Origin of the sequence: Gluconobacter sp. P1D12_c (genome assembly GCF_018812105.1) — a bacterium.
In the GTDB taxonomy this organism is placed as follows: domain Bacteria; phylum Pseudomonadota; class Alphaproteobacteria; order Acetobacterales; family Acetobacteraceae; genus Gluconobacter; species Gluconobacter oxydans_A.
Map to the genome: position 1 here is coordinate 86,169 of NZ_JACSIQ010000011.1, position 23,978 is coordinate 110,146.

Sequence of the window (23,978 nt, forward strand, 5' to 3'; positions counted from 1 at the left end):
AAGGCTCTGCCCCCGACAAGGGGACAGAGCCAAAGCAGGAAAATACCGTGTCTCAGGCTGTAAGAGACAGGCCTGCGTCGTTCTGAGCGGCCAGCTTGTATGGTCCGCCAGCTTTGATCTGCAGAGCAAGAATGGCAATGCTATTGGAAGGACGGCTGCCAAGCGGCAGAAGGCCACGACCGGCTGTCCAGCGCATGTTACCCTTCTCCGGATTGCTCCAGCCTTCCAGAGTCTCAGTCGTCAGATGAGCTGTAATCCGGTGGGTACGGCTCTCTTCAAACAGAGTGATATCACCAATCAGAACGCCGAGGTTGCGTCGGTCGTCTACAAACGGGCCGATAACGTCACTCGGGCGGCTGGTTCTGGACACAATCCGCACGCTTTTGACGTTGGCAGGGATCATGAACATGACACGGTCATTGGCTTCACGGGTCTTGCGAATAACCGTGCCGGTGTCCGTCACCAGGTGAAGATCCGCATCTTCCGTAAGAGGTGCATCTCCGGAAACCGTCTCTGAGCAGACCTTGCTGGCACGCGCATCAAACTGGTGGAATAGCGGCTCCACAAATTCGCGCCTGACATCCAGCGGCGCATTACCGTCTTCAGCCCATGTTTTAGCACGGCTACCCAAGGCGACGACATTGCCGCTTTGAGCAAACGAGCGACGATTACCTGTGTCCAAATAGCTCTCTGTAAGAACGCCATTCGCGGTGATAACAGAGTGCTGCTCCGTCTCTACATGGTAATAGTCGTAAGACGTGATGCTCTTGTCGTAAAAAATAGAACGACCGTTTACGAGCATCCGCACAGGTACGAATTTACCGTCGAAGAATAGGCAATGCTCAGCAGTGATCAACAGGTCTTCATAGGGAACACCATCTGAGATGGCATCCTTGAGAACACGAACCGGATAACCGGCTTTGTCATCAGGCAGTCCTGGGCAGACAAAGGCCTTTTTGGTTCCAACCCACACGACCGGACGATTTACTTCGGCCTGAGCCTGCCAATCGTAAACGGTAACTTCGTCGCCAATGCAGATATCTTCAACAGCGACCTCTCCCTGTGCAGTACGGACCATTGATCCCCGCAAAAAGCACACGACAACCAGTGTTCTCAGATAAGTTTTGCCGTTGATCGTCGAAACCGTGAAGGTCGTTCCTTCATTCGCTGCCGGGAGCTGGAATGAGGATGTTCCGGAAATTGGTACGCCTTGATTGGTCAGCGTATAAACGCCGTTCTCATACGTATAGCCGTCTGCCGTCAAGCCGCTGAGAATAATTGTGTCATTTTCTTTAATATTCGTTATATAGCTAATAATACTTGGCGTTGTTCCTGCTGCAATTTCAAGTGTTCCACCGCCACCTTCATCAAACTGGATAAGTCCCGTTGTTGTCGTTGCATAACCACCAAGAACTACAGTACCGCCATTACCAATAATTATCTTCGATCCGCTGGCGATCGAAACTGAGTTATCAAGAGATAGAGATCCCCCTTCACTCACTGTGACAGCTGCACTTTCGGATGCGGTTCCCACTTTCCATGTAGAAGCGGTAACAGCAGCACTGTTATTTATAAATAGAGACCCTGTCGTAGCTTGACTTGCATCTGGAATTGGGAAGGCAGCATAGTAAGCTGCACCAGCAATAGTTCCAGAGTTATCTATAGTGATGGTGCCATTCTGCGCACTGACGACAGACTGGCTACCCCCTGTTGGGGTAAAAATTACTGACGCTACCATTGTTTTCTCCTGCCTCTAGCCAGATGAGATCTGCAACTCACCGCGCCTGTTTTTTTGAAGCATGAGAATTTTGGCCACCACTCCCATATGGTAGTGGATGTTTGCTTTTTTTTGAATATTTTTGTCTGATGATTCCGGCTTCAAAAGAAAGAATCCATCAAATGGAAAATCATATTTTTATTACAAAAAATATCTACAAAACTATTGAAGACCGTTCTGAATGGAATGAAGCCTTAGTAAATATCGCAGAATACTGCACAGATAGCAGTTTTGGCGGCGCATCTTTAATTCCATTAGACGAAGATATGTCTGAGTGGCGTTTTGGTTCAAATAAAGATCCGAGAACAGAAGAATTATATTACAATAACTGGCGAAACAAATCACCTCTGTCTGTCTATACAAGAAAAAAAATAGAGAATGACTTCCTGTATGCTGACGACAGCTTCTTATCCGACGAACAAATCGACAAAATACCGTTTTACATGGAGTTTTTAAGGGAATTTGGTGTTCGAAGAATACATCATGCCATGTTCAAAACTGAAAATGGGAATAGGTTCCTACTGTCAGTACAGTCTCCAGACGGATTAACAATACAATCAAGCGCAATCATCAAGCAAAACCTGACACGAATAATTCCGCACGTTATTCAAGCAGTTGGAACCGGAATTTCCTTTAACAAGAGCAAGAATTTTCATGAAATATTTGAGAATTCCTTTAAAGAAATGCCGTTTGGAATTGCTCTGATTAATTCAGAAAATAAAATTGTATATGCGAATAACAACCTAATCCGGATGGAATCCGATGGAATTTTTATAAAAAACAACACAATCCAAGTGAAAAGTTCTGATGGTAACAGCAAATTTTCTCGCCTTCTCTCTGGATCCGGCGATATTCACAATCCCATAAAAATAAAAACCGAAACAGATAAGATATTTTTTGCAAAAATAATAAACGTTTCATCCAAAATGGAACAAACCAGAATGGTTATTTTCTCCATTCATAGAGTCAATTCTGAAACGGAAGCTATCCTGAGCAACCTTTTCCTTACAGCATCTCAATCAAAAATTGCCTGCCTGATCGCAAATGGGAATTCCATTAAGGACTCTTCTTTGAAAATGAATATTACCGAAGGAACCGCCCGACAGATGGTCAAAGACATTTTTGTCAGATTAGGCGTTAATAGTCAGAGCCAACTGACGGCTTTTGTTAAGAATATCAGCTTTATAGCATAGTTTTTATTATATACCCCTGCATCAATATTACCAAAACGATGCAGAGGCAGGTTAACAGATCTTCTTATACAGCATCCACCGTCACAGCTGACGGTGCATTTTTCTTAACGGATTCAATTCCGGCATTCCGCGCACTCTCGCTGCTGTACGCCTGACTGCTGCCAATCACCTGTCCGTTTGAAGCTTTCAGATTGAAGAATGGCTTTCCAGACGCTGAAGTCTTGCGCTCATAATGGGCGTCGTCAGGGGCGTGCTTCTGAACGGAAGCAATACCATTCACCGCACTGGCTTTCTGCTTGTACCCTTCACTGGCAAGAATATTCTCTCCGTTAGCTGCTTTCAGGCGAAAACGATATTCGCCAGCAGTGTCGGTATAGAGTTCAAATTTTGCACTCATGATCGAGCTCCTTTCAGAACAGCATTCATCAGCAGACCTCGCATACCAGATTCAAGAAGACCTGCTGCTGTGAGCCTGCCACAAAAAGCGCTGAAAAATCGAGTCTGCTCTCAAGCCCGACGGGCAAGTGCCAGCTTAAGGCTGAACAGTAAGAAAACGCTGCCGGTCAGGCGGTCCATACGCCGTACGACAGTCGGGCTGGACAGAAAGCGTCCAAGGGGAATGGTCAAGGCGACCAGCAGCCCAAGCCATGCAAAAGACAGCAATGCCTGGATAGCGGTTAGCAAAAGCGAAAATTCGCGCACGTTGACATGGGGCGGAATGAACTGCGGCATAAACGTCATGTAAAAGACGCCAACCTTGGGGTTCAGCAGATTGCTCAGCAAACCGCGCCGAAAGGCCAGTCCTGCCTCTGGACGGTTCGTCGGCTGCTCAACGGCTGCTTCAGCCTCTTCTTTCGACAGGGATGATCGGGGATGTAGAAGAAGCTTGATGCCTATCCATCCCAGATAAAGCGCACCTGCCCATTTGACGGCTGTGAATGCCGTCTCTGACGCTGCCAAAAGTGCAGTCAGCCCAAAAGCCGCTCCCAGGCCCCAGACGCCAAGCCCAAGACAGATTCCCATAACCGCTGCCAGCCCGGCTTTCCAGCCAGACGTCGTGGCCGTCCGGAGGGTCATGGCGGTATCTAGACCCGGCGTAATGGTGAAAACGGCGGCAGTCAGTGCGAAAGCAAGGAGGGGGAGCAGATAAGGATGCATGGCCCGAACCATATACATCCTTTTCCTTCTCCCCAAGGCCTCACCAATTATGCCTGCACGGGCAAGCGGATCAGGTAGTCAAAGGCAGACAGGGAGGCCTTTGCGCCCTCACCCATGGCAATGACAATCTGCTTATACGGCACTGTCGTCGCATCACCCGCAGCGTAGATCCCCGGCACTGATGTTGCGCAATGATCGTTGATCACGATCTCACCATACGGGCTCAGATCCAGGGCCCCCTTCAACCAGTCCGTATTTGGCAGCAGACCGATCTGAACGAATACGCCGTCTGTCTTGATGTGGTGCAATCCGCCATCAGCGTCGCTGTAAGTCAGGCCCGTGACTTCCTTGCCGTCACCCTCGATCTTCGTGGTGAGCGCACTCATCAGAACCGTGACATTGGGCAGGCTCAGCAACTTGTCCTGCAACACCTTATCCGCCTTCAGGTGCGCACCGCGCTGCAAAAGCGTAACGTGTGAGACGATATTCGCCAGATCAATTGCAGCTTCTACACCGCTATTGCCACCGCCCGTCACAACAACAGGGCGTCCCTTGTAGAACGGGCCATCGCAATGTGGGCAGTAGGCCACGCCCTTGGTGCGATATTCCTCTTCACCTGGAACGCCTAGCTGCCGCCACCGTGCACCAGTTGCCAGAATAACCGTCTTGGAATGCAGGCTCGCCCCACTTTCCAGAGCGATCTCATGCAAGCCACCAATCTGAGCCGCCGGAACAAGTTTTGCTGCTTTCTGAGACGCGATGATCTGCACATCATACTGGCGCACATGGGCTTCAAGCGCAGCAGATAGCTGTGGGCCTTCTGTTTCCTTGACGGAAATGAAGTTCTCGATGCCAGCCGTATCCATCACCTGACCACCGAAACGGTCCGCAACGAGGCCCGTCCGCAAGCCTTTACGTGCAGCATAAATCGCTGCGGATGCACCCGCCGGGCCCGCGCCCAGTACCAGAACATCAAATGGTGCAAAGTCGTTCAGCTTGGCAGCCGTACGCTCAACAGACGACGCATCCAGCTTTGCCAGAATATCCGCGACTTCCATGCGGCCAGAGGCAAATGGCTGCCCATTCAGATAGACCTGCGGCACAGACCGAATGCCAAGGCGTTCGACTTCTTCCTGAAAATCCGCCCCATCAATCGCGACGTGATGGATTTTCGGATTCAGGACGCTCATGGCGTTCAGCGCCTGCACCACATCCGGGCAGTTCTGGCAGGACTGGGAGAAATAGGTCTCGAAATGGAAATCCCCGTCCAGCGCTTTGATCTGCTCGACAAGATCAGCGTCGATCTTGGGCGGATGACCGCTGACCTGAAGCAGCGCCAGGACCAGCGAAGTAAACTCATGCCCCATCGGCAGGCCGGCGAATGTCACGGCTTCAACCGAACCGGCCCGGCGAATCAGGAAAGATGGGCGGCGGGAAGCAGTTCCGGCATCGGAGAACGTCACCTTGTTGGACAGGCTGGCCATGTCTTCCAGCAATCCACGCACTTCGGCGGAGCGCTCGTCGGTGCCAAGGGTAGCTTCCAGCACGACGTCACTGCGCAGATATTCCATATAGGCGCGCATCTGGGTTTTCAGGTCGTCCTGAAGCATCGTTTTCTCCAGCAATTTAAAATTGGTGAAATCTTGTAGAGCCCTGCCCCGATGAAGGGGCAGGGAATGGTGAGGCGATCCCGCCTCACCCGGCAAAATCAGATCTTGCCGACGAGGTCGAGAGAAGGCTTCAGCGTTTCGCCGCCTTCCTTCCACTTGGCCGGGCAGACTTCACCCGGATGCGTGGCGACATACTGAGCGGCCTGGATCTTCTCCAGCAGTTCCGTCGCGGAGCGGCCAACGCCACCAGCCGTGATTTCGATGTACTGAACCTTGCCTTCCGGATCGAGCAGGAACGTGCCGCGATCAGCCAGACCAGCTTCTTCGATCAGAACACCGAAGTTGCGGGAGATTACGCCCGTCGGGTCGCCCAGCATGGTGTACTTGATCTTGCCAATAGCCGGGGACGTGTCGTGCCAGGCCTTGTGCGTGAAATGCTTGTCCGTGGAAACGGAATAGATTTCAACGCCCAGCTTGTCGAAGGCGGCCTGATTGTCAGCCAGATCTTCGAGTTCCGTCGGGCAAACGAACGTGAAGTCTGCCGGATAGAAGAAGAAGACGGACCACTTGCCACGGACGTCTGCATCCGTGACCGTCAGGAATTCGCCGTTGCGGAATGCATCGGTCGAGAACGGGGCCAGTGTGGAGTTAATGCGAACCATCAGAAGGTCTCCTGCTTTGTCGCTCGTGTTAGGTTGCGGAACCTATGTCCCACAAAATGAGAAGGTCAGGAAACAGTTCCTGTCAATATGATTGATCGGTCAAACCGAACAGAGATCAAACCCTCATCACCACTACCTATTTCATATCAGCCCCACTGACCAGTCCTTCCAGCCCACTGACGACGAAAGGCTTCCAGCTTGCCCAGATAGATTTTGCGCTGCGCCGGACTGATCCAGGCGGCCTCAAAACTGTTTCGCGCCAGCGTCAGAAGATCGTCTTTGCTCAACGCGCCATCGCCCTGCGCCACGACAAGGCTCTCCGCCACATAATTGCTCTTCATGTAGGCAGGATCATCAGACGCGACCGTAACTTTCAGACCCTGATCCAGCATGCCGCGAATGATATTGATGTTTTCACCATTTTCCCGCAGCCAGCCACAGGCAACCGGGCAAACAGTAAACGCTGTGCCTCGGCGTTTTGCCACAGCCACCAGATCCGGACGCTCCAGAATATTGCCGCCATGATCAATGCGGTCTGCCTGAATGTCTTCCAGCACCTGCCGGATGTGTTCATGCGTATCGAGCTGGTTCAGGTCACAATGCATCGTCAGGTGGAAACCGGCTTTACGGGCGCGGGCAAACACCTCCCGGAATTTGTCAGGCGGATTGTTCTTCTCGTCAGAGTCCAACCCAATGCCGACAATATGCTGACGGTACGGAAGCGCTGCCTCCAGCGTCTTCATGGCAGACTCAGCCGTCAGTTCCCGCTCGAAGCAAAGAACAAGCTGGGAGTCGATCTTCAGATTGCGGCGGCCATCAGCCTGCGCCCGCGTGAGACCATTCATAACCGTAGCGAATGGGATGCCACGATCCGTATGCATCTGCGGATCGAAGAATATCTCCGCATACAGCACATTCTGGGAGGCTGCTTTGGTCAGATAGGCATATGTAAGGTCATAGAAATCCTGCTCCTTGAGCAGAACGGTTTTGCCCTCATAGAAAATCTTCAGGAAACTCTGAAGGTCGTGGAAGTTATAACTGGCCCGCATGTCTTCAACCGTGCTGTACGGCAGGGACACACCATTGCGCTGGGCCAGACGGAACTTCATTTCCGGCTCAAGCGTGCCTTCAATATGCACATGCATCTCGGCCTTTGGCATTGCATGGATGAAGCGGGTCATGTCATCGCCCGCTCCATCTGAAGCTGCCGCAGCCGATGCACGGCCAGTCAAAGCGATACTGGCTGAAAACAGCATTGTATTTGCCAGAAAGAACCTGCGCCCGAACGTCATCCTGTTTTCCTTTAGCGTTTACGCGGCATCCCCCTGCCCACGACTTTCGCAGGGAGAATGTTGCGCATCCGCTCCGATAACAAGGAGAGAAAACAGGATAGACCGCACGTTAATTTAGATCAGGCCGTCAGACCGCCATCTACCGGGAGGGACGCGCCCGTAATGTAAGAGGCCGCAGGGCTTGCAAGGAAGCCTACGAAATCCGCAATATCAGCAACCTTGCCGTAGGAATTCGTCGCGGTGAAACTGCTGATCAGGGCTGCGCCTTCGCCGTCAGCCGGGTTCAGATCCGTATCAATCGGACCTGGCTCGACCACATTGACGGTAATCCCTTTCGGCCCCACATCACGCGCTACGCCGCGGGCAAAGCCTTCCAGAGCCGCCTTGGTGGCGGAGTAAAGGGAAATACCCGGGAAAGGTGCGCGAGCACCAAAAGCAGAGCCGATGTAAATCAGGCGGCCACCCTGCCCCAGATGTTTCACAGCTTCCATCGTCTCGATCATAACGGCACGAACATTCAGGTTCAGCACCTGATCGATCTGCTCAACAGTCATCTGATCGATCGGCCCGTAAGGATAAATCCCGGCGTTACAGACGAGTGCATCCAGCCGACCAAATGTTTCCACGGCCTTCGTGACAACAGCGCGGTTACCTTCCGCTGTTCCGCCATTGGCCTTGATCGCAACAGCCTTGCGGCCCTTGGCTTCAATCTTGCTGACGATATCCGCAGCAGCCCTTTCGTTGCTGGCATAAGAGATCGCAACGTCATATCCGTCTGTGGCCAGACGAAGGGCGATTGCGGCCCCGATACCACGGGAACCACCGGTCACGAGAGCAGCGCGTTGTGTCATGGAGTCTTCATCCTTGCTGTGGAAATTCTTTGAAACCTTATACGCTTCGTCAGCAGATGTGTCTTGCCAAGGCCGATGACGCTTTCATGCAAATATAGGAAAAACCGCACTTCCATATTTTGGTGTTCGGTATTATCTATAATTCATGAGTTACGTTCCCCTTTCCGGCCTGTCCCTTCGGGACATCGAATATGTCGTGGCAGTGGATGACCTGCGCAATTTCTCCCGCGCGGCAGAGCGCTGTGGTGTGAGCCAGGCGGGCCTTTCAGAGCAGGTCCGCAAGCTAGAGCAGCTTCTCGACGTTACGCTGTTCGAGCGCTCGCGCAGGCATGTCGCCCCCACACCTGATGGAGAGCGCCTGATTGCGCTTGGCCGTGAAGTTTTGACGGCAGCCCGGAATCTTCTGGAAGTCGCACGGACGCGCACCAGCCCGCTGGATGGCATTCTGCGTCTGGGCGTCATCCCGACGCTTGGCCCATATTATATTCCCGGCACTCTTCCCCATCTGCGGCAGTCCTATCCGAACCTGAATCTGCGCCTGACAGAAGGAACGACGGATACGCTGGTCCAGTCTCTGCGAAACAACGAACTCGATCTGGCTCTGATGGCTCTGCCTGCTCCGTCGGAGGCGCTGGAAGCCCTTCCTCTTTTCGAAGAGGCATTTCTGGGGGTTTTTCCGGTTACGCACGAACTGGCTGGCAAGAACAGGATCTCCCTGAAACAGCTGGGTCGACCTGATCTTCTGTTACTGGAAGACGGTCATTGTCTTCGCGATCAGGCGCTGTCCATCTGCCCAACCATTCCCAGACAGCGCGAAACCAGACTGGCCACAAGCCTGGAGATGCTCTGGCACATGATTGGTGCAGGCGAAGGCTTTTCGCTCATTCCCCAGCTTGCTCTGCGCAACCGGATGGATTTTGAGAACCTCATCACCGTCCGCCCCCTTTCCGAACCGGAAGCAAGTCGGACAATTGGCCTCGTGTGGCGCGCTTCAGATCCACGTGCCAGTACATTCCGGGAGCTCGGCACCTTTCTGCGCCAGGCAACCCCGGAAGGATGCAAAATGTATCCGGCGTGAACCGCGTGCATCCCATAGCGTTTTCATAGAACAGCCTTATTCCTCGGAAATTTTATTCCGGAAAAGGCAACCGCTTCTACAGACTGGCGCCACAGACGTGGCCAAGAAAGTCGTAATGTGTAGCCAAAGAAGACGCGACAAGTGAAGAATGTCCTGATCGGCACATTCCTGCGTTTACCGGGAGCCCCAGAAATCTCAGGGCCTCTTCAAGGTATCCGGATCGACGACCCAGCGCTTGCGGCAGTTCTGGATTTCGATATCCCGCTTTTGCTTCTGCACGAGGGAACAACGCTGGGAGAAAGCCCCGTCTGGGATCAGGACCGCAACAGGCTCATCTGGTCAGATGTCATCTCGCGCCGGGTGATGGCATGGCACCCCGATGGGCATGTTCACACCATTCTTGATCCTACCTGGTTCATCAATGGCAATGCGCTGCTCGCGGACGGTACCTTGGTACATTGTGAGCAAGGACGACGCTGCATCAGCCTTTCACAAGACGGTCAGGAAGCACTTCCCCTCATCACACACTATCAGGGTGGCCGTCTTAACGCCCCCAACGCCATTATCCCTGGCCCCAATCATACCCTCTGGTTCACCGACCCAATCTTCGGCATCCACTCCGCAAGAGAAGGGTATATCGCGGCACCAGAACTTCCCCATCGCAGCGTGTACCGATACGATCGAAAAAGTGGGGATCTGACGCGCATGGCTGATCTGGATCAGCCTGATGCTCTGGCATTTTCGCCAGACAGGAAAACCCTATACGTAACGGACACATCCAGAAAAATTGGCGGTCACGGCTGCCACATTCATGCGTTTGATGTCGGCCGCCATGGAAAGCTAACGGGGAAACGCCCCTTCTACAGCACAGAAAACGGCGTACCTGATGGCTTGGCCGTAGACCATCGCGGATGGGTCTGGACCACCTCAGATAATGGGATTTACGTGCTCGACGCCTCGGGCTGCACGCTTGGGTTCATCCCTCTTCCGTGGTCACCCACGAACTGTACATTTGGTGGCCCAGAGAACAGGCGCCTTTTCATTACCTGCCGTGAAAAGCTGATCGCTCTGGATCTGAGAGACTAAATCCAGAGCGCCGTTCTTTAGTTGGACGTATCGCAGGCTTTCTTGCTTCCCGGAAAATCGGAGCAGCCAGCCTTGCTGACACCCCACTGATAATCCTTCTCGTCACTTGCCATGCCGTTCGGCTGAACCTGCGTCAAAACAGCAGACAGATCCGAGACGTGTCCGGCCGTGTATGTCAGCTCAACGTAGCCGTTATAGGCTCCGGGCGTTTTGTTCGCGCTCTCGAAATAGGTGGGCTTATGGTCCTTGCCTGGAACACCCAGAATAGACGTCACCTGTGCAGGCGTAGCTTTCTCAAGACTTTTCAGCAAATCTTCCGTGAAGCTCCGACACGTCACTTCCGGTCGCTCGTCTTCACCTGGAAGAGCGGCCCAGCATCCTGCCTGTCCCGGGAACCCCTTGGCGGCAAACGCATTCCCGGACATGCTCATGACGGCACCCGTCACGATTAGTAGACCCATCACCCGCTTTAAAGTCACCATTTTACCGCACTCCTGCCGATCCATTTTTCAGTCTGCCAAAATCTCTCAGCAGGCATACACTCAACTGGTGGCTTTCGGGTAAAGCCGATTGACCACCTTCTCCATCGTCAGTCCCTGGACGATGATTGTAAAGACCACTACCCCGTAGCAAACCGGTAGCAGCGTCTCCCTTAGTTCTCCCGGAGGCAACCCCAGGGCCAATGCCACAGAAATCCCGCCCCGAAGCCCACCCCAGGTCAAAACACCGAGAGCTCTACCACGCTCACCTTTTTTCAGGTGAACCGGCATTGTGGACAGGAACACACTCAGTCCGCGAACAATTACGGACAATGGAATGATGATGAGTGTCGCCACAAGGTTGGGCAGATGTGGGGTAATTTCGAGAAGCTCAAAACCTATCAGCAGAAACAGCAATGCGTTCAGGATTTCGTCGATCAGCCCCCAGAACGTGGTGAGCTCCTGGCGGGAATGCTCCGGAATTGCACGCTTGCCTGTATCGGTCGCCAGCCACATCCCTGCCACAACCACGGCAATCGGGCCGGACATGTGCAAAGAACTGGCAAGGCTGTAAGTGCCCGTTGCCAAGGCCAGCGAAGCCAGCAGGTCAATCTGCATGTCCTGCACGCCCCGAATGATCTTCAGGGCGACCCAGCCCAGCACACCTCCCAGCACACCACCACCGACCGCTTCCACAAGAAAGCGGACGATAAAGTCCGTCATTGCAACGCTATGAACCTCTCCAGTCGCAAGACCGATGACGGTCCCATACATCACAATGCCTACGCCATCGTTGAACAGGCTTTCTCCTGCAAAGGTGGCCTGAAGAGCTTCTGGCAAGCCCAGCCGACGCAACATTCCCACGACGGAAACCGGATCCGTCGGCGCGAGGATGGCCCCCAGAACGACACACCAGCTGAAGGGAACATTCATGCCCAGCAGCGGAAAGACCAACCATGCTGCGCCTGCCAGAAGCCCCACGGCCAATACCGTTCCCAAGATAGCCAGTGCAGCCACAGCCTTTCCGCGGGAGAGCAGCAGTCCGAGATTAACCTGCATGGCCCCGGCAAAAAGAAGAAAGGACAGAGCCCCTTCCAGAAGCGTTTCTGGAAGATTGACCTGCCCGAGGAGAGTCCGGGGAATGTGCTGGAGGTCGTAGCCTGGCACCAGCGGATTGATCAGCATGATCAGCATCGAAATGACCATGGAAATCAGGAGAATACCGATGGTCAGGGGGAGCTTGAAAAGGCGCTCGTTCAAAACCCCGAAACACGTTGCTCCCAGCATCAGCAAGGCAAAAAGACCCAGCGAGTTCATCCGTTCTTCTCCTCCTGACAGTGCATCATGCACTGACCTTCCGTCGCCAGCCATCAATTCCGTTGCGACGCATTTTTATACGGTCCGTCAGAAACAGAAGCTTCTGTAACAGGCAGAGTTTCCTGCGAAAGATTTCAACATACTGCGGTTCAGGACTTTGATGTGCCGTTATTTCGAAGATGCGGCAAACGGTTTGCCAGGAAGCCCGTCACCGCTGCTTCTTCAGCCGATAATCCATGCTCCGGCATATCCAGCACATCCTGTGCCCGTTTCTGAAACGCGGCCCTCAAAGTCCCGTCCAGATGCCCATCCACCACACAGGGATTAATATAGCTCTTTCGACAGACCGCAGGCGTATTTCCAAGCCGGGCAGCCACGGACTTCACGGCTTCCACAACCTGCTTTTTGGCTTTCGCTTTCGTATCGTAGCCGCTGAAGGCACAGAGCGTAACGGCAGCCAGTTGCGTGGCGGCCCAAGTGCGAAAATCCTTGGCCGTAATGTCCTCACCAGTGATGGTCTGAAGGTAGTCGTTCACGTCCTGTGAGTGCACATCGTGGCGTTCACCGTTCTCATCCAGATACTGGAAGAGACGTTGTCCCGGCAGATCTTCGAGGCGTGACACAAGCCGCGCCAGTCGAGCGTCGGACAAATCCAGATGCTGCTCAATCCCATGTTTGGCCCTGAAATCAAGCGTGACGTGCTTTCCGGTCACATCAACATGCCGGTGCCGCAGCGTCGTCAGGCCATAACTACGGTTTTCACGCGCATACCGATCATTTCCGATACGGGCCATCGTCCGTTCCATAATGAAGACAATCGCGGCCAGAACGCGGTCCCGGTCCAGCGTCTTTCGCGCCAGATCCTTTGCCACCTGCGCTCTCAAGGCAGGAAGATGCTCGCTGAAGACAAGCATTCGACCGAACTTGGCGACGTCTCGTGTTTCCCGCCATTTGGGATGATAGCGATACTGCAACCGCCCCCGCGCATCTGTGCCGATGGCTTGGAGATGACCATCGGGATCAGCACAGATCCAGACATCGCGATAAGCCGGAGGAATCCCCAGGCGTTTCAGGCGCCCGATAACGCTCTGGTCCGTGATGCGCTCCCCGGAAGAATCGTAATAGGCGAAGCCTTTGCCAGCTCATCTGCGGGTAATTCCTGGTTCCGTCCTGTCCACATAATGCAGACCCGCGCGCCGGGCCTGTTTATGCTCAGGTGAAAGTCTTGCTGTCACGGTTTCGCGGTTCCCTGTCCGTCCAACTGTAACAGCGTGCTGCTGGAACCGGAGTTTCGTCAGATCTGCTTACGCTTCCTGATACTTCCTGACATGACACCTGCTTTTCCACAGGTGACTTACAAGAAGGGCATTACGGGTAAGGAATACAGATGTGAAACGACTGTTGTTGGGATGCAGTATGCTCTTGCTCGCAAGCTGCGCATCGCATGCACCATCCGATATGTCAGAAACTGCTGACAGCAACGATGCCCCACCGTTCAGTCAGACGGGCAGCGGACCTGGTGGAGGTCGTGGTGGCGGTAACAGCATCTGGTCTGATGTGTTTCGCACCGCCCTTCAAACTGGAATGGGCTTCGTTCACCACTGAACGAAGCCAGACCCTTATTTGTCTTCGTAACTCAGTCGCCACTCAGCAGGCTCTGCATCCGCAAGACTGTACCATTCCTTTATGAGCGGATGGTGCAACATGCTCTGAACCCAAGCGTTCACGACGGGGTCAACATTAAGTTGATACGCGTGAATCCGGATAGCGACGGGCGCATACATGCAGTCAGCCACCGTCAGGACGTCCCCGAACAGATACGGCGTGGCCGTGCCGGAGCGCAGAAGTGCTCCCTTCAGGGTCTCACTCAGCAGAGCAACATCCTTGGCCAGGTCTTCGCTAATTTCTGACAAAGGCGCTGGAACACGTTCCACATCCATCGGGCAATTCTGCCGGATTGGGCGGAAACCGGCGTGCATTTGGGCGCTGATGCTGCGAGCATGAGCACGTACCACACGGTCCTGCGGCCAAAGAGACGGCTCATGCTCGGCGCAGTATTCGCAGATAGCCAGACTTTCCCAGACATGAGCGCCATCATGCTGCAAATACGGCACCAGCTTGTTGGGAGATAGTGCATGGATTTCAGTGGTCTTGCCACCGCCCTTGAGAGCAATGACCTTCTCTTCCACATCCAGCTTCGCCAGCTTCACAGCCAGCCAGCCACGCAAAGACCAGGACGAATACCGCCGCGACCCGATCAGAAGTGCCCCTGCCATGCTTACGCTCCCGCCAGAATAAACCCGCCGCCCAGAACACGGCTCCCATCATACAGAACACAGGCCTGCCCCGGGGCCGGCATGGCTGGCTCCAGCAGTTCGACTAGCGCGCCACCATTCTCAAGAGGCTTCACCACCGCATCCCGGAGCTTCTCACGGGCACGGATCTGCACACCACAGGATACCCCTTCCGGCGGAGCATCAATCAGCCAGTTCATGTCCCGCAGACGGATCGCCTTGCGGGTTTCAACTTCGGTCGCCTGAACGCGGGGTCCAACAACAATCCGGCGCTTTGGCACATCAATCCGCGTTACCATCTGGCGTTCGCCAACGGCTGTATGAATGTCTCCCAACCGCTTGCTCTGCCCAACCGTATAGCGCGCAACGCCTTCATGATGCCCAAGGACCTTACCCTGTTCATCCACGATTTCGCCTTCACCCCGAATTTCAGGACGAAGCTTTTCCACGATATCGACGTAAGACCCGCTTGGCACGAAGCAGATGTCCTGACTGTCCGGCTTGGCTGCAATTTCCAGTCCAAGCTCCTGCGCCAGTTCACGCACATGCGCCTTGTCCGGCATCTCGCCGAGCGGGAAGCGCAGGTAATCAAGCTGATCTTTCGTCGTCGCGAACAGGAACCAGGTCTGGTCCCGCTCTGCATCAACAGGGCGATGCATTTCAGCACCAGACGGACCTTCAACACGCCGGACGTAATGCCCGGTCGCCATCGCTTCACAGCCCAGATCGCGGGCCATGCCCAGAAGATCCGTGAACTTCACGCCCTGATTGCAGGCCACGCATGGCACGGGAGTTTCCCCACGCGCATACGCATCCGCGAAGTTCTCAATCACGCTGTCACGAAAGCGACTTTCCGCATCAATGACGTAATGCGGGAAATCCAGCTTATCCGCCACGGCGCGGGCATCCATGATGTCGCGTCCGGCACAACAGGCCCCCGGCTTGGACGCCTGACCGTGATCGTAAAGCTGGAGGGTCGCGCCGATCACCTCGTGGCCCTGCCTTTTAAGCAGCGCGGCCACTACGGAGCTGTCCACGCCTCCCGACATGGCAACGAGGATACGCATGGTCTTCAGCCCGCCTTTGGAAGCTGAACGGTCAGACCGTCCAGATCTTCGGTCATGACAATCTGGCAGCCCAGACGGGATGTCTGCTCAAGGCCGAAGGCCAGATCCAGCATGTCTTCTTCATCGTCGGTCGGCTCGGACAGCTTGCCAGCCCATTCCGGGTCCACCACGACATGGCACGTCGCACAGGCCAGGGAGCCTTCGCAGGCGCCTTCGAGGTCAATGTCATGCTTGTGAGCGATTTCCAGCACCGACAGGCCGACAGGCGCGTCAACTTCACGGCGGGAACCGTCACGTTCGATAAAGGTCATCTTGGGCATGGGCTGTCCGTCTTGTTTCAGTCTCTTGAAGGTTGGCAGGTACGGACAGCCTCGATCAAAAGAGCCGCCGCACGGTCAATACCGGGCTTGGAGGTAGAGCGTCCGACCGACAGGCGCAAGCACCGCGATGCTTTCTCTGCAGAAAGTCCCATCGCCGTCAGCACATAAGAGGGGGTAATTTCTGCGGCCGAGCAGGCTGACCCCGTAGACATGGCAACTTCCGGGACCCGTTCAAGGATGTCCGTCGCCCGCACTCCTTCCGGCAGACAGAAATTCAGCGCACCCGGCAGGCGCGAAACTTCACGTCCATTCAGTTCACATCCTGAAAGTGCCGTTTCAATCTGGCGCCACAGATCATCCCGCAGGGCGGAAATCTGCAAAATATCCATATCCAATCTTTGTTTCGCCAGCTCCGCAGCTTTCCCGAACCCCACGACAAGAGGGGTAGGCAATGTACCTGACCGGAAGGCCCGTTCCTGCCCTCCCCCGGAAAAGAGCGACTGTAGTCGCACACGGGGCCGACGCCGCACATACAGGGCACCGATCCCCTTGGGGCCATACATTTTGTGCGCGGAAAAAGACGCCAGATCGATACCATCCAGCGAAACAGGCAACTTCCCGGCCATCTGCGCCATGTCAGTGTGAAACAACGCCCCAGCCTCATGGGCGATTCGTGACAGGAGTGAAATGTCCTGCAGGATGCCCGTCTCATTATTTGCCGTCATGATGCTGACAAGCAGTGTCGGCACCGCCAGTGCCTCCCGCAGAGCCTCGGGATCAACACGCCCTTGCCCGTCCACTCCCAGGATAAGAGGGTCAAGGCCTTCAATCTCCAGATCCCGCACGGATTCCAGAACGCATTTATGCTCAGTAGACACGGTAATGACGCGACGACGCTCATTACCCATGCGCTTCAGGTGGCGAGCAGCTCCCTTGATAGCAAGATTGTTTGCTTCCGTGGCTCCAGACGTAAAAACGAGCTCCCGGGCTTCAGCGCCGATCAGGTCAGCGATAGTCTGGCGGGCTGCATCGACAGCTTGCGCCGCTTTCTGACCCGGGCCATGGACACTGTGTGGATTCCCAAAATCCTCCGCGAACCAGGGCAGCATGGCTTCCACAACCTCAGAGGCGCAGGGCGTTGTGGAAAAATAGTCCAGATAAATCACGCTATACCTTCCACTGACCAGCACAGATCGTTACGGTTCCAGATATAGATAGGCTTTTCAGCCTTGAACCCTGTTTCAGGCAGAGAATGCCTCATGGACGCGATCCTCCTTGGCAGCACACTGTTTGCCATCGCCTTCGGTATTCTACTCCTCAGCCTCATTTCTCCTTTAGACCGATGGATCAACGCCCGAAGCGCCCTCCTGGAAGAGCAGGCCCGGAGACTCAGGCTGGAAAATGACCACATGAGCGCGCCTTAACGTTTGCGCAAACGACGCGCCATACGCTCATAGGCATCACAAAACGCGTCAACCTGCTCTATCCTCACATTCCACGGCAACGACACTCGTATGGCCTGAGAGGCCCCGGTCGTCTCGCCCATCGCCGTCAGAACATGAGATGCCGCGACCTTTCCAGAAGAGCATGCCGAACCGGCAGAAACACAAAATCCTTCCAGATCCAGCGTCATGAGTTGCACCTGTGCGGCAACCCCGTCGAGGATCAGGCAGCTTGTGTTCGGCAGGCGGCCGACCTGACGCCCGGCAACACGGGCTCCCGCTGCCATCGCCACCTGTTCGACGCGCTCCCGCAGTGCCTCAATAGCGGACCAGTCCTGAGCCTGCGCCTCGTCAAAAGCAGCAGCCATGCCCAGAATAGCTGGCAAAGGCTGCGTTCCTCCTCGCCGACCGCGCTCCTGACCACCGCCCACCATCAGGGCATCAATCGGCTCATCCAGTGGCAGCAGCAACGCTCCTGCGCCTTTTGGTCCGCCCATCTTGTGCCCCGAGAGAGCAACGCTGCACTCAGTCAGGCTGAAAGGCAGTCGCCCAGCGCTCTGAACCGCATCCACATGCAGATGTGCACCCGAGTCGCGGCAGAGTGCAGCCACCTCCTCCAGTGGCGACAAAACCCCTGTCTCGTTATTGGCGGCCATGACACAGACAAGTGTTGGTACCCCATCCGCGAGATGCTGACGGAGGATTTCAAGGTCCAGAATGCCCTGGTCATTCACCGGAATAATGTCCGCGTCCGGGGCGGCTTTACGCACGGCGTCATGCTCCGTTGCGCCGATCAGGATCCGACGTCCCTGACCGAACGCATGAATGGCCATTGCGTCAGCCTCCGTGCCACCTGATGTGAACACACAGGTCCCGGAAATCCGCCCGAAACCCGCACTGATACGACTACGGGCATCTTCAAGACATCGCCTGGCTTCGCGCCCTTCCGCGTGGACCGAAGACGGATTGCCGGACAGCAGCAGACCGGACAACACAGCCTCCCTTGCTGCGGGGCGCAGAGGCTCGGTTGCATTGGCGTCAAGATAGGTCGGAGCAGATGCGTTCGTCATGTTCTCTAGATCGTGCAGAGTTGCAGGAATCGCAATCCCGAGTCGATTTTGGTGGAAATTCTGGCTTTCAACTCGATATACAGACGCCCACCGGAAGGCAGGGCCGTAATCCTGCCGGACATAGAGCGAGAGTATTCATGCCTGAAGTGATGTTCGCCGGCCCAGATGGCCGGCTTGAGGGTCGTTACCACCACTCCAGCGAACCAAACGCTCCCCTCGCCCTGGTGCTGCACCCACACCCGCTTCACGGCGGCACCATGAATAATCGTATTACGTACACGATGTATCGCCACTTCGAGAAGATGGGCTTCTCGGTCATGCGCTACAACTCGCGCGGCGTCGGCCGCTCCCAGGGGCGTTACGATGGCGGTATCGGAGAAATCTCCGATGCAGCTGCAGCACTTGACTGGATGCAGATGGTCAACCCGAACTCCAGCGAACTGTGGATCGCCGGATACTCGTTCGGGGCGTTCGTCGGCATGCAGCTTCTGATGCGCCGCCCGGAAATCAGTGGTTGGATCAGCGTTGCACCTCCAGCCAATGATTATGACTTCGGTTTCCTTGCACCTTGTCCGTGTAGTGGTCTGATGATCGCTGGCGGCAAGGACGAAATGGCTCCCGAGCCAGGCATCCGCAAGCTGGTCGACAAGCTCAACACGCAGAAGAATGTGACGGTCGATTATCGTATCTTCGACGATGCCGACCACATTTTCGCCAAGCAGGCTGAGCGCGTCGGAGAAGCACTGGAAGATCACGTCATGACCATGCGTGGCCGCAAGGCTCTCGCACTGGCCGCCGACTGATCCCGGTTCTTCAACCAGGACTATAAAAATGGCCTGCTTTCCTGTCCGGATCGCAGGCTATTTTTTTATTTGTCGGTTCAGTAACATTGTGCAACGTTTATTGCATGACAATCCGGCCCGCCCCCCCGACCTTACCCGTCCGTGTGACGGACCTCACAAAACGCTTCGGCAGCTTCACTGCGCTCGACCACGTTTCTTTTACAGTCGAACCCGGTGAAACCGTAGCTCTATTGGGGCGCAATGGTGCCGGAAAATCCACTTTGATCGGCTGTCTCATGGGATTTCTGATCCCCGATCAGGGTTCTGTAGACATCTTTGGCCAAAGTGTTCTCTCGCTGCCGCGAGACCTCCGGGCCCGTACCGGGTTTGTCCCCCAGACCATGAGTGGATTTACAGCGTTCAGTGTTGGTCGACTGATTGATTATATCGGAGCGTTTTACGGCGATCTGCCCCCTATTGATCCCATCCTGCTGCAATGGGCCGATCTGGATTTCAAAAAGATTGTTCGCAACCTCTCGGGCGGCCAGAAACAGCGTCTGGCTATTCTTCTGGCCATGCGGCACGAGCCCGATTTCCTCGTACTGGATGAGCCTGTCGCCAGCCTCGATCCTCATGCCCGGCGGGATTTCATGAATCTGCTGGGCAGTTATGCAACGCGCGTTGGCGCCAGTATTCTGATTTCATCACATATTCTGTCAGATCTCGAACGTCTGTGCTCACGCCTGCTGTTCGTTCGGCAAGGCCATCTTGTTCTGGATGTGTCTGCCGAAACTTTCCGAACACAGACCCGGTGGCTCGATCACAGCACTCCGGAAGTACTGCACACTCTGCCATGCCAGATATTGGGGCAGCGGGAGAGCGGCATTCTTGCTCACGGGTGGACCGAGGACCTCGCCCTTCCTGACGGAACATCCGTTTCCATCCCCGACTTTGAAGACGCCTTCCTTGAAATCACGGCTCCGCGGGAGCATTGACCATGGGCAGCCTCTCCCTCACCCGGCAGGAATGGTCTGACCTCTGGCGAGCCCTGCAACTCTACGCCAGCCCCGTATTCCTTCGGGCAAACTACCTGCTGATTTCAGTTGGGTTCTTTCTGTTTACGTCCTTAATGGATCTTCGGAGGCTGCACAGGCTTCTGACGCATGAGACATTTGAGCAGGCTCTGTCGCATGCCAATGTTGTCAGTCTCATCCTCACATCCATGTTCATCCAGAACTGCCTGCAATTGCATGCTACAAGACAGATCGGTGCAGCTCAGGCTCCTGCTATTCCCGGATTGGCTTTAGCGGAAGCAAGAGCAGTCTGCATCGTGGATGTCGTGTCCGTCTTACTGCTCAGCACGGCCCTGAGTTTCGCGCCCATTCCGTTCCACGACGCCCTCTTCTTTGTGCTGTTCAATTCAATCCCTACCGTGCTGCAGTGGTACGTCCCGCCCCAAGGCCAGTCCCAGAAACTACGCTTTCTGATCAGTCTGGCAGGGGGCATCCTGATATTGGCGCAATTCGGCCTCCTCCTCCTCTCAAATGCCAGCCTATGGCTTCTGACGCGTCCACCCATCCTCACCATTCCAGCAGATGTTTGTCTTTTGCTGGTCATGATCGTCAGTATTCTCTCCCTGCCCAACCGCCTTCACGGTGCTCCCGCTACTCCGCATGCTCTCGACGCTTCTGCGTCTTTGAAAGACGCGCTGCCAGATTTTCCTTATGGCAAAGCAAAGGCACGGGCCCGCAAACCCATCACATTCTATCAGCTTCGCCAGATGCTGCTGGCACCGACCTCACCTCTGACACTCAAAACTGACATCCTGCTAAGCTGCCTGTTCATTCCTGTTCTCATGTCCATAGCGGCAATGGGAATGTCGCTCTTCACTCACAAGAGTTTCGCAGCATGCTGGAAGCCACTTGTCTTCAGCGCAGGCGCGATGATCGCCGTTAGCGACAACTGGCTTACCCAACGGCAGCATTGGCCTCTCCTGCTGATTACCGGGCGTTTTGGCGATCGTCTTTCCTTTGTCCGGTCTGTCTTTTCGGCAAAGCTTTCCCGCCTGTCCGTCACGATACCGCTGCGTGTTCTCAGCCTGATCATTCCATACGCCCTGATTACATCATTCGCCCTGCGCGACACCCTGTTGTTCAGTTTGGAATTTATGGGGCTGGCGCTTGGCTTTGCCCTCTGCGGGGCGCTTCCTTTTCTGGTAAGCGGAAATCCTTGGAAGGGCGTTGTTTATGCCTTCAATTTCATTCCGATCTTCCTTCTGCAAACCTGCAACCCATTCATTATGGGAACACGCATTGCGGGCGTGATCGCAGGACTTTCCATAGCTCTGGGCTGCGTGGCCTATGTCCTTGCGCCTCGCAGTCTCAGCAAGGCAGACTGGCCCTACGAAACCGAATAGGACCTTCACCAGGCAGGCCTTGTGCGGAGGGACACGCAAGCGTGATCCTGCCTTTGGATTATGACCACTCAAATGGATTTTGGCGGTCTTTCCAAGAAAAACATTAATGAAAACAAATAGAACCCTTTCTTCAAAATCACAGAAAGAGCGTCTGCAAAACTTCTCTCTTCTTTGTCATTCCCAGGCCTCGTCCATCTCGTGAGATAGATTCATGTTCATGTAACGGAACGGTCCGTTACTTAAGCAGAGTTGGGACACGGCCCGCCCGGCCGTTGAGAATATGCAGCCGTTCGAGAGACAATGGGTCAAATCGCTGGGACTGGTCTGCGCCATTACGTCAGGATTTGCCTTCACCACAGGCACTGCACGGGCGCAATCTTCCACCGCAACCGTATCCGAGGATGAGCGAACAACCTCGGAACATGCTGCCCTTCGCTACAGGAGCAATGCAAAAAGCCGTATCAAGACAATCCGTCCTGCTCCCAAGCCCGTAACCGTCACACCATCCCAACCTGGCGTGAACGACCTTGCCCAGCCGATAACAACGGATCAGTCCTTTCTTCCCGCCAGTCTGCATGACTGGATGAAGCAAAGCACCATGACCGGGGACTGGGGCGGCTGGCGCCCATGGCTGACAGACAAGGGCGTGAACATCACGGGCCATTACTTTCAGGATTCTGCTGGCAACCCGATGGGCGGCAAGTCCCAGAATGTGAGGTACGCACACGAAATCGGCCTGAATTTTGATTTCGATCTCAAGAAGCTCACAGGCTACAGCATCGGCCTGTTCCACTTCATCGTGACCTCCCGCGCGGGACAGGGCCTCGGTGCAAAACTTCCTGCACTGAACAGTCCGCAGGAAATCTATGGCTCTCCCACAGTGCGTTTGTCTCTGCTGTCCTGGGAGATGAACTGGAACCGCTACGTTTCAACGACGATCGGCGAAATCAACTCTGAAACCGATTTCGAAACATGGTCCATCTACTGGGGCATGAACAACTACTGTCAGTTCCAAACCAACGCCATCTGCGGCATGCCACAGTCCATCGCTTACAACTCAGGCTATGGATACTATCCGACGGCCCATCCCGGAGCATGGGTGAAATTCTACCCTGCCGGAAACAACCATTATTCCATTCAGTTTGGCGTCTATTCTGCTGATCCAACGATTGGAAACACCCATAACGGATGGAAGATGAACCTGCACGGCGCCACCGGCACCTTCCTGCCCTTCCAGCTTGTCTGGCATCAGGGTGGAAAAGACGATTACAGTGGCCCCCTTCAGACCAACGTCAAGATCGGCGGATACTGGGATACGTCACAGGTCAACAATGTGTACTCCCAATATGGAATGTTTGAAATTCCAAGTAACTATCTAGTTAGTGCATCAACAGCAAAAGTCAGGGGACGCTTCGGCGGATGGTTCCAGTTCGATCGCATGATCCAGCGCGACACAGGGGACGCACATCGCGGCACATCGTTTTTTGCGTCCTTCACCTGGGGTGATCCGAGAACAGCCATCGCACCATACTTCGTCGATTGGGGCCTGACACGCAAAGGCACGTTCAAAAGTCGCCCTGATGACACCATCAGCCTCGGCATGAAGTTCCTCTGGGTAAACGCCAAGATGGCCAACTGGGTCGCCGAACTTCAGAAAAATGGCGCCACCGGTCTTTACCGCCCAAGTGGTGAACACGCCATTGAGCTGAACTACGGATGGCGTCCTACCCCATGGCTGTTGATCCGTCCTGGTGCCCAGTACATCTGGAGCACAGGGGGAACCAACCGGTACAAAAATCCACTGATACTGGATTTCGAAACCGGAATTACTTTCTGATATCAACCATGAAAACCGGGATCATGAATAATTCCAAAATCAATCCAAACAACAGAAATAATCCATCTTTTACCGGAGAACACGTCCATGGCTGTCCATAACGGCACGAAGACTCTGACGGAGTGGCTGACGCTGCTTCTGGGGGTCGTTATTCTTCTTGTGGGCCTGATCTTTGTCATCATGGGGGCTGACCTCGCGATGCTGGGCGGCTCTGTTTACTATGTCATTTGCGGGATCGTGCTGGTTG

The 23,978-nt window shown here is 54.7% G+C and carries 22 protein-coding genes and 2 pseudogenes; 9 read left to right on the forward strand and 15 right to left on the reverse strand.

What is annotated here, in order from left to right; genetic code table 11:
• Nucleotides 1-52: 52 nt before the first annotated feature.
• Nucleotides 53-1,738 (reverse strand): Hint domain-containing protein, encoded by a 1,686-nt coding sequence (locus tag KP705_RS12660; RefSeq protein WP_046900775.1) that lies wholly within the window; start codon nt 1,736-1,738, stop codon nt 53-55.
• Between the two features lie 128 nt (nt 1,739-1,866).
• Between KP705_RS12660 and KP705_RS12665 the strand changes: the two genes are divergently transcribed.
• Nucleotides 1,867-2,970 carry a LuxR family transcriptional regulator gene (locus KP705_RS12665; RefSeq protein WP_252348366.1) on the forward strand — a complete coding sequence of 368 codons (1,104 nt, stop codon included), beginning with the start codon at nt 1,867-1,869 and terminating at the stop codon, nt 2,968-2,970.
• A 64-nt stretch (nt 2,971-3,034) separates the two neighbouring features.
• Here KP705_RS12665 and KP705_RS12670 read toward each other — a convergent pair whose 3' ends face one another.
• The 6 genes from KP705_RS12670 to KP705_RS12695 all read right to left on the reverse strand — a co-directional run bounded on the left by KP705_RS12670 (nt 3,035) and on the right by KP705_RS12695 (nt 8,543).
• Nucleotides 3,035-3,367: a YegP family protein gene (locus tag KP705_RS12670; protein WP_046900773.1), complete on the reverse strand. Its 333-nt coding sequence runs from the start codon at nt 3,365-3,367 to the stop codon at nt 3,035-3,037.
• A 110-nt stretch (nt 3,368-3,477) separates the two neighbouring features.
• Nucleotides 3,478-4,146: a LysE family translocator gene (locus KP705_RS12675; RefSeq protein WP_046900772.1), complete on the reverse strand. Its 669-nt coding sequence runs from the start codon at nt 4,144-4,146 to the stop codon at nt 3,478-3,480.
• A gap of 29 nt (nt 4,147-4,175) precedes the next feature.
• Complete coding sequence (ahpF, locus tag KP705_RS12680) at nt 4,176-5,738, reverse strand: alkyl hydroperoxide reductase subunit F (protein ID WP_046900771.1); 1,563 nt, start codon at nt 5,736-5,738, stop codon at nt 4,176-4,178.
• A gap of 98 nt (nt 5,739-5,836) precedes the next feature.
• The gene (ahpC, locus tag KP705_RS12685) at nt 5,837-6,400 is read right to left on the reverse strand and encodes an alkyl hydroperoxide reductase subunit C (protein ID WP_046900770.1); all 564 of its coding nucleotides are present in this window, start codon (nt 6,398-6,400) and stop codon (nt 5,837-5,839) included.
• A gap of 146 nt (nt 6,401-6,546) precedes the next feature.
• On the reverse strand, nt 6,547-7,692 hold the full coding sequence (gene add, locus KP705_RS12690) for an adenosine deaminase (protein ID WP_046900769.1): 1,146 nt from the start codon (nt 7,690-7,692) through the stop codon (nt 6,547-6,549).
• A 119-nt stretch (nt 7,693-7,811) separates the two neighbouring features.
• Nucleotides 7,812-8,543: an SDR family oxidoreductase gene (locus KP705_RS12695; RefSeq protein WP_046900768.1), complete on the reverse strand. Its 732-nt coding sequence runs from the start codon at nt 8,541-8,543 to the stop codon at nt 7,812-7,814.
• Between the two features lie 145 nt (nt 8,544-8,688).
• On the opposite strand from KP705_RS12695, the gene KP705_RS12700 reads away from it, so the two are divergent.
• Together KP705_RS12700 and KP705_RS12705 are read left to right on the forward strand one after the other, a co-directional pair.
• Nucleotides 8,689-9,621 (forward strand): hydrogen peroxide-inducible genes activator, encoded by a 933-nt coding sequence (locus KP705_RS12700; protein ID WP_215764548.1) that lies wholly within the window; start codon nt 8,689-8,691, stop codon nt 9,619-9,621.
• A 141-nt stretch (nt 9,622-9,762) separates the two neighbouring features.
• On the forward strand, nt 9,763-10,707 hold the full coding sequence (locus KP705_RS12705; protein WP_046900766.1) for an SMP-30/gluconolactonase/LRE family protein: 945 nt from the start codon (nt 9,763-9,765) through the stop codon (nt 10,705-10,707).
• Between the two features lie 17 nt (nt 10,708-10,724).
• On the opposite strand, the gene KP705_RS12710 is transcribed toward KP705_RS12705, so the two are convergent.
• The 7 genes and pseudogenes from KP705_RS12710 to KP705_RS12740 form a co-directional block, all read right to left on the reverse strand.
• Nucleotides 10,725-11,189 carry a hypothetical protein gene (locus tag KP705_RS12710; RefSeq protein ID WP_235271767.1) on the reverse strand — a complete coding sequence of 155 codons (465 nt, stop codon included), beginning with the start codon at nt 11,187-11,189 and terminating at the stop codon, nt 10,725-10,727.
• A gap of 60 nt (nt 11,190-11,249) precedes the next feature.
• Nucleotides 11,250-12,503, reverse strand: a complete 1,254-nt coding sequence (locus KP705_RS12715; RefSeq protein WP_046900764.1) for a sodium:proton antiporter — start codon at nt 12,501-12,503, stop codon at nt 11,250-11,252.
• 149 nt (nt 12,504-12,652) lie between these two features.
• Nucleotides 12,653-13,738, reverse strand: a pseudogene (locus tag KP705_RS12720) (DNA topoisomerase IB).
• Nucleotides 13,739-14,122: 384 nt separating this feature from the next.
• The gene (locus KP705_RS12725) at nt 14,123-14,779 is read right to left on the reverse strand and encodes a glutathione S-transferase family protein (protein ID WP_215764549.1); all 657 of its coding nucleotides are present in this window, start codon (nt 14,777-14,779) and stop codon (nt 14,123-14,125) included.
• A 2-nt stretch (nt 14,780-14,781) separates the two neighbouring features.
• The gene (mnmA, locus tag KP705_RS12730) at nt 14,782-15,864 is read right to left on the reverse strand and encodes a tRNA 2-thiouridine(34) synthase MnmA (RefSeq protein ID WP_046900760.1); all 1,083 of its coding nucleotides are present in this window, start codon (nt 15,862-15,864) and stop codon (nt 14,782-14,784) included.
• A 5-nt stretch (nt 15,865-15,869) separates the two neighbouring features.
• Nucleotides 15,870-16,184, reverse strand: a complete 315-nt coding sequence (locus tag KP705_RS12735) for a ferredoxin family 2Fe-2S iron-sulfur cluster binding protein (protein WP_046900759.1) — start codon at nt 16,182-16,184, stop codon at nt 15,870-15,872.
• Nucleotides 16,185-16,201: 17 nt separating this feature from the next.
• Nucleotides 16,202-17,350 carry a cysteine desulfurase family protein gene (locus tag KP705_RS12740; protein ID WP_215764550.1) on the reverse strand — a complete coding sequence of 383 codons (1,149 nt, stop codon included), beginning with the start codon at nt 17,348-17,350 and terminating at the stop codon, nt 16,202-16,204.
• Nucleotides 17,351-17,443: 93 nt separating this feature from the next.
• On the opposite strand from KP705_RS12740, the gene KP705_RS12745 reads away from it, so the two are divergent.
• Complete coding sequence (locus KP705_RS12745) at nt 17,444-17,608, forward strand: hypothetical protein (RefSeq protein WP_215764551.1); 165 nt, start codon at nt 17,444-17,446, stop codon at nt 17,606-17,608.
• Here KP705_RS12745 and KP705_RS12750 read toward each other — a convergent pair.
• Nucleotides 17,605-18,696, reverse strand: a complete 1,092-nt coding sequence (locus KP705_RS12750) for a cysteine desulfurase family protein (protein ID WP_215764552.1) — start codon at nt 18,694-18,696, stop codon at nt 17,605-17,607. The two genes, KP705_RS12745 and KP705_RS12750, sit on opposite strands and share 4 nt — an antisense overlap.
• Before the next feature lie 137 nt (nt 18,697-18,833).
• Here KP705_RS12750 and KP705_RS12755 point away from each other — a divergent pair, with 137 nt between their 5' ends.
• The 5 genes and pseudogenes from KP705_RS12755 to KP705_RS20130 all read left to right on the forward strand — a co-directional run.
• Entirely contained in the window at nt 18,834-19,499 is a 666-nt protein-coding gene (locus KP705_RS12755; RefSeq protein ID WP_064274695.1) for an alpha/beta hydrolase, read from the forward strand.
• 104 nt (nt 19,500-19,603) lie between these two features.
• On the forward strand, nt 19,604-20,473 hold the full coding sequence (locus KP705_RS12760; RefSeq protein WP_046900755.1) for an ABC transporter ATP-binding protein: 870 nt from the start codon (nt 19,604-19,606) through the stop codon (nt 20,471-20,473).
• A gap of 2 nt (nt 20,474-20,475) precedes the next feature.
• Complete coding sequence (locus tag KP705_RS12765; RefSeq protein WP_046900754.1) at nt 20,476-21,894, forward strand: hypothetical protein; 1,419 nt, start codon at nt 20,476-20,478, stop codon at nt 21,892-21,894.
• 280 nt (nt 21,895-22,174) lie between these two features.
• Nucleotides 22,175-23,731 (forward strand): carbohydrate porin, encoded by a 1,557-nt coding sequence (locus KP705_RS12770; protein ID WP_046900753.1) that lies wholly within the window; start codon nt 22,175-22,177, stop codon nt 23,729-23,731.
• An 87-nt stretch (nt 23,732-23,818) separates the two neighbouring features.
• Nucleotides 23,819-23,978 (forward strand): annotated as a pseudogene (locus KP705_RS20130) (glycerol dehydrogenase); the annotation flags it as partial.